The sequence below is a fragment of the Hyphomonas sp. UBA3601 genome (assembly GCF_002375605.1).
In the GTDB taxonomy this organism is placed as follows: domain Bacteria; phylum Pseudomonadota; class Alphaproteobacteria; order Caulobacterales; family Hyphomonadaceae; genus Hyphomonas.
The window spans coordinates 1-4829 of record NZ_DFME01000069.1; the positions used below are offsets into that span (position 1 = coordinate 1).

Below are 4829 nucleotides of genomic sequence, written 5' to 3' on the forward strand. Positions count from 1 at the left end.
CGCCTGAAGATCAATATCGTCTATATGGTGCCGACTATGATGCGCCGCATCTGGGCGCTGCCTGAAGATGTACGGACAGGTTACGATCTGTCGAGCTTGCAGACGCTCTGGCATCTGGCCGCACCCTGCCCGGCCTGGCTGAAGGAATGCTTCATTGAGTGGCTCGGCGCGGAAGTGATCTGGGAGCTTTATGCCGGCACCGAAGGGCAGGGAACGACCATGATCCGCGGGGATGAATGGCTGACGCACAAAGGCTCTGTAGGCCGGCCTGTTGAGGCATGCGAAATCAAGATTGTCGGGGAGGCGGGCGAGACGCTTCCATCCGGCGAGGTCGGGGAAGTCTTCCTCAGGCCCCTGACGGGCCAGGGCACGACATATCGCTACATCGGCGCGGAAGCCAAATCCATCGAAGGCGGCTGGGAAAGTCTAGGCGATCTCGGGTGGATGGATGAAGAGGGATATCTCTACCTGACGGACAGGCTTTCCGACATGATCCTGTCTGGCGGCGCGAACATCTACCCCGCCGAAGTGGAAGCGGCGATTGATGCGTTTCCCGGAGTGCGGTCGTCTGCCGTGATCGGCTTGCCGGATGATGATATGGGCGCCCGGCTGCATGCGATCATCGATCGACCCGAAGGCTCAGTAGACGCCGAAGAGATGAATGCTCATCTCGCCGATCACCTGGTGCGCTACAAGATTCCAAAGAGTTTCGAGTTTGTGCCTGAACCCGTACGCGATGATGCGGGAAAAGTGAGAAGAAAGGCGCTGAGGGAAGCGCGGCTGCAATTGAGCGCCACCTAGTTTTCGCCTGTCGCTTGACTTCCCTAGCGGAGCCATAGCTCCCCTGTGGGAAACACAGGAGGAGACCACCATGAAAGTTGCTGCCGTCAAGAAGCCCGGCGGGCCGGGAAACCTGATCATAGAAGACCGCGCGGACCCCAAACCGGCCGTTGGGGAAATACTCGTTCGTATTCATGCGAGCAGCCTGAACTATCACGACTTCGTGGTGGTCATGGGCGGCATCCCTACAGATGACGGACGAATTCCCATGTCGGATGGAGCGGGTGAGGTCGTCGCAGTTGGCGAGGGTGTCACCAAATTCAAGCCTGGCGACAAGGTTGTGTCACTGTTCTTCCCCAACTGGCAGGCCGGCGAAATCGAAGCGGCTGGGTTCGCCAGTGTTCCGGGAGATGGCGCTGATGGCTTCGGCGCGGAACTCGTTGCCGCGCCAGAGACATCCTTCACGCGCATGCCTGAGGGATACTCTTATCAAGAGGCGGCAACGCTTCCCTGCGCGGCCTTGACGGCATGGCGCGCCCTGATGGTTGAGGCCAAGGTCAAGCCGGGTGACTGGGTGCTGACCCAAGGCACGGGCGGCGTATCCATTTTCGCCCTCCAATTTGCCAAGGCGGCTGGGTGCCGCGTGATCTCCACATCATCCTCTGATGAAAAGCTTCAGCGCGTGAAAGAACTGGGCGCAGATCATGTGATCAATTACAAGGACACGCCTGACTGGGGAAAGGCAGCCAAAGCCCTGACCGGAGGGCGAGGCGTGGACGAGGTTGTCGAGATTGGCGGGCCAGGCACATTGGCCCAGTCCATTACAGCGTCGCGTCCAGGGGGCCATATTTCCCTTATCGGTGTGCTGACGGGTGTGTCCGGGGAAGTCCCGACAGCGGCTCTGTTCTCACTGAACATTACGCTGTCGGGGATAACGGTCGGATCCCGCCGGCATCAGGAAGACATGATTGCCGCCATCGAGGCCAACGGCATCAAGCCCGTGCTGGACAAGGATTTCCCACTTTCCGAAATTGCTGCCGCCTTTGCCCATCAGGCCAGCCAGCAGCATTTCGGCAAGATTACATTGAGCCTCTAGGTGGCGATGTATTGCGCCCCGTTCACCGTCATGGTGGCGCCGGTGATGAAGGCAGCTTCGTCGCTGGCGAGATAGGCGCACATTGAGGCGATCTCTTCGGCCTTGCCAAGGCGGCCGACAGGGATCGTCGCAATGATTCCCTCAAGGACTTTTTCCGGAACAGCCTGCACCATCTCGGTGTCGATATAGCCTGGGCAGACCGTGTTGACGGTGATGCCTTTCTTTGCGCCTTCCTGGGCCAGTGCCTTGCTGAGGCCGATCAGGCCGGCCTTTGCGGCGGAATAGTTCGCCTGACCAAACTGGCCTTTCTGTCCATTGATGGAAGAGATGTTGATGACCCGGCCCCAGCCGCGCTCACGCATGCCCTCCCAGACCTGACGCGTTACATTGAACGCTGATGTCAGATCGATATCGATCACTTGCTGCCATTGCTCGCGCGTCATCTTGTGGAACGGTGCGTCGCGGGTAACACCGGCATTGTTGACCACGACGTCAACAGGACCGAGCTCTTTTTCGATCTGCGCCAGACCTTCCGTAACGGCATCATAATCTGCAACGTCGAACTTGTAGCAATTGATCCCGAGCTCTTTGGCGCATTCGTCGGCGGCCTGCTGGTTGCCGGCGAAATTGGCCGCAACCTTATAGCCCTTGTTTTTTAGTGTTTCACTGATTGCCCGCCCAATACCGCGCGTGCCTCCTGTGACCAGAGCAACTCTAGTCATAACGTGTTTCCTCCCGTTTTGTTTGACGGCAATCAGCTAGCCATTCTGTTGCATCGATAGCAATAGCACATTGGTCGCAGGGCAAATTTGTGTCAGACTTGTTGCATAGCACAATAATTGCTTCGCAAGTCGGAGAAGCAGAGGGCAGGACATGGCCAAGGGAAATGGATCAGACGATCTGATCATTATCAAGAAGTATGCAAACCGTCGTCTCTACGACACGTCGACATCGTCCTACGTGACGCTTGACCACCTTTCTGAACTCGTCCGGGAAGGGCGTGACTTTGAGGTGCGGGATGCAAAATCTGGGGCTGACCTGACCCGTCAGGTTCTGACGCAGATTATTTTCGAGAACGAAACAAAGGGCGAAGGCGCGCTGCCACTGAACTTCTTGCGCCAGTTGATCGGCTTTTATGGCGGCGGGGCCCAGACTTTCCTGCCCTCGTATCTGGAAATGTCCATGAACAGTTTTGCCGAAGCCCAGAAGGAGTGGCGCAAGGCTGCCAACCCCATGAGCATGTTCGAGCAACAGGCCAAGCGCAACATGTCGATGTTCGAAGAGGCGATGAAACTCTTCATGCCGACGCTGAAGAATGCGCAGTCCCGGAATGGCACACCTTCCATGAATCCGATGATGGAATACCAGGCGGAGGCGCTTTCCAACATGCAGGCCCAGATGGCCGCGATTCAGAAACAATTGTCAGACCTTTACGGAAAAGACTGACTTCCTCTCCAGCTCAAACGAAAAAGGGCCCGCCGGCTGGCAGGCCCTTATTTGTAACCGGCAGGACCGGTCTACATTTCCCCGACGCCAAAATCGCGGCGAGCAGAAACGATCGTGACGACAACACCTGCCAGAACGTCCAGCAAGGTCATCGACATCAGGATGAAGAAGGTCGATGTCGCAAAGTTTGGCAAGAGCAGGAACTGGATCAGGCAGACGATGAACAGGATCATCGAGACTGCGTGATTGATGATCGTGGACGTGCCTGTCGAGGTCGACTTCAGGATTTCCAGAAACAGGAAGACCACGGCCAGCAAGAGGATCGCATCCCCTTTGGTGAGGATCCAGTCGACGCCGGAAATCATCGGCAGACCGAGAAAACGGTCGTTCAACAATGACAGGATCGGCGCGGAATCCGCGCGAATGATCTCGCCGAATTCGTTTGCCATTTCGACTGAACCGCCAAAACCGATGGCCAGAAGATTATAGAGCGCTACCGGGATAACCAGCAGCGGGAAGATTCCGAAGATTGCGCGCATGAGATTCCCCTTCTCGGTTTTGCCGCCAGACCCGCCATTTTCTTGACGCTTCTGTTCCCGTCTTGCGATAGCCGCACCTGCGACGGCCAATTTTGTTTCGCGATCCATCGCGGACTTACCCGTCCTTTGTCTGCATTAAAATCACGTTTACCGTAATGATCCGTCAGATGCGAGGGACTTCTGTGAGGTTAAAACCGTTGGGTCAGGAAAACGCGAAATGTTGCGTCAGTCGATCCGGCGGTCAGTCCAATCAGGGCGCTGGTCCGCAAAGTCAGGGACTGATTCAGGGGAAGCGAGACAAAGGGGCCTGCCAGATGGCCCTGTTGTGACACGGGCAAGAGATCGTTTGCGGGGCCATAAGTGTTGTAAACTTCGGCGCCGATATCGACTCCGTCCTCCAGCCGCTGGCTGAGTTCCCCCCGTGTTTGCAGGAAGGTTCCAGATTCGCGACCTGATCCGGTCTGGATGCTTGCAATGATCGAAAACCGGGACCGCACTGTGTCGGTCAACTGCGCCTGATTCAGCCAGTGTAGCGCGACCTGGCCCGGGCGACCGCCATCCCGGAAGCGCGCGTCCAGCCGAAGACCGGATGCCCACCGCGCCCCGTCCGGGGTGATTTGCCAGCGCAACTCTCCCTGAACATAGTCGAGATCAACCGCGCGGGCCTCTGTCTTGCGTGCCTGGATCACGCCCCTCACGGCGACGCTCCCGGTCAGCGCGCGTTCAGCATGGATGCGCTGCGCGAGTCCCGACCTGTCCGGGTCATAAGCGGCCCGGTAACCGATCGAATGCGCGCCCTCCCTGATTTCAGGCGCGGAGATTCCACTTGTCAGCTGCGCGGCAGCAGGGCTGAGAAGCCAGACCATTGCGGGGCTCATGAGGATGAGGAGCAGGAAGCGCATCGCCCGTTTATGATGTAAATAAAAACGTCGTTAAAGATACGAAACTATGTATTTCGTTCCCTGCAC

At 57.5% G+C, this 4829-nt stretch carries 6 protein-coding genes; 3 read left to right on the plus strand and 3 right to left on the minus strand.

Annotated elements, in window-relative coordinates; translation table 11 throughout:
* A partial coding sequence (locus tag B4F73_RS07250; protein ID WP_290481835.1) for an AMP-binding protein occupies positions 1-801 on the plus strand: 801 nt, incomplete at its 5' end.
* 70 nt (positions 802-871) lie between these two features.
* Positions 872-1876 carry a zinc-dependent alcohol dehydrogenase family protein gene (locus tag B4F73_RS07255; protein ID WP_290482876.1) on the plus strand — a complete coding sequence of 335 codons (1005 nt, stop codon included), beginning with the start codon at positions 872-874 and terminating at the stop codon, positions 1874-1876.
* Here the strand turns inward: B4F73_RS07255 and phbB are convergent.
* On the minus strand, positions 1873-2598 hold the full coding sequence (gene phbB / locus B4F73_RS07260) for an acetoacetyl-CoA reductase (RefSeq protein ID WP_034812987.1): 726 nt from the start codon (positions 2596-2598) through the stop codon (positions 1873-1875). The genes B4F73_RS07255 and phbB overlap by 4 nt on opposite strands.
* 151 nt (positions 2599-2749) lie before the next feature.
* On the opposite strand from phbB, the gene phaR reads away from it, so the two are divergent.
* Positions 2750-3322, plus strand: coding sequence for a polyhydroxyalkanoate synthesis repressor PhaR (gene phaR, locus B4F73_RS07265; protein WP_206991777.1), 573 nt, complete (start codon positions 2750-2752; stop codon positions 3320-3322).
* Positions 3323-3393: 71 nt separating this feature from the next.
* On the opposite strand, the gene B4F73_RS07270 is transcribed toward phaR, so the two are convergent.
* Positions 3394-3861 (minus strand): hypothetical protein, encoded by a 468-nt coding sequence (locus B4F73_RS07270; protein WP_034813016.1) that lies wholly within the window; start codon positions 3859-3861, stop codon positions 3394-3396.
* Positions 3862-4049: 188 nt separating this feature from the next.
* Positions 4050-4727 (minus strand): hypothetical protein, encoded by a 678-nt coding sequence (locus tag B4F73_RS07275; RefSeq protein ID WP_290482877.1) that lies wholly within the window; start codon positions 4725-4727, stop codon positions 4050-4052.
* Positions 4728-4829 lie beyond the last annotated feature (102 nt).

Excerpts from the sequence above, each read along its gene's own strand:
- B4F73_RS07255 (WP_290482876.1), top strand. The coding sequence starts at position 872 with ATGAAAGTTGCTGCCGTCAAGAAGCCCGGCGGGCCGGGAAACCTGATC.
- phbB (WP_034812987.1), bottom strand. The coding sequence starts at position 2,598 with ATGACTAGAGTTGCTCTGGTCACAGGAGGCACGCGCGGTATTGGGCGG.
- phaR (WP_206991777.1), top strand. The coding sequence starts at position 2,750 with ATGGCCAAGGGAAATGGATCAGACGATCTGATCATTATCAAGAAGTAT.
- B4F73_RS07270 (WP_034813016.1), bottom strand. The coding sequence starts at position 3,861 with ATGCGCGCAATCTTCGGAATCTTCCCGCTGCTGGTTATCCCGGTAGCG.
- B4F73_RS07275 (WP_290482877.1), bottom strand. The coding sequence starts at position 4,727 with ATGGTCTGGCTTCTCAGCCCTGCTGCCGCGCAGCTGACAAGTGGAATC.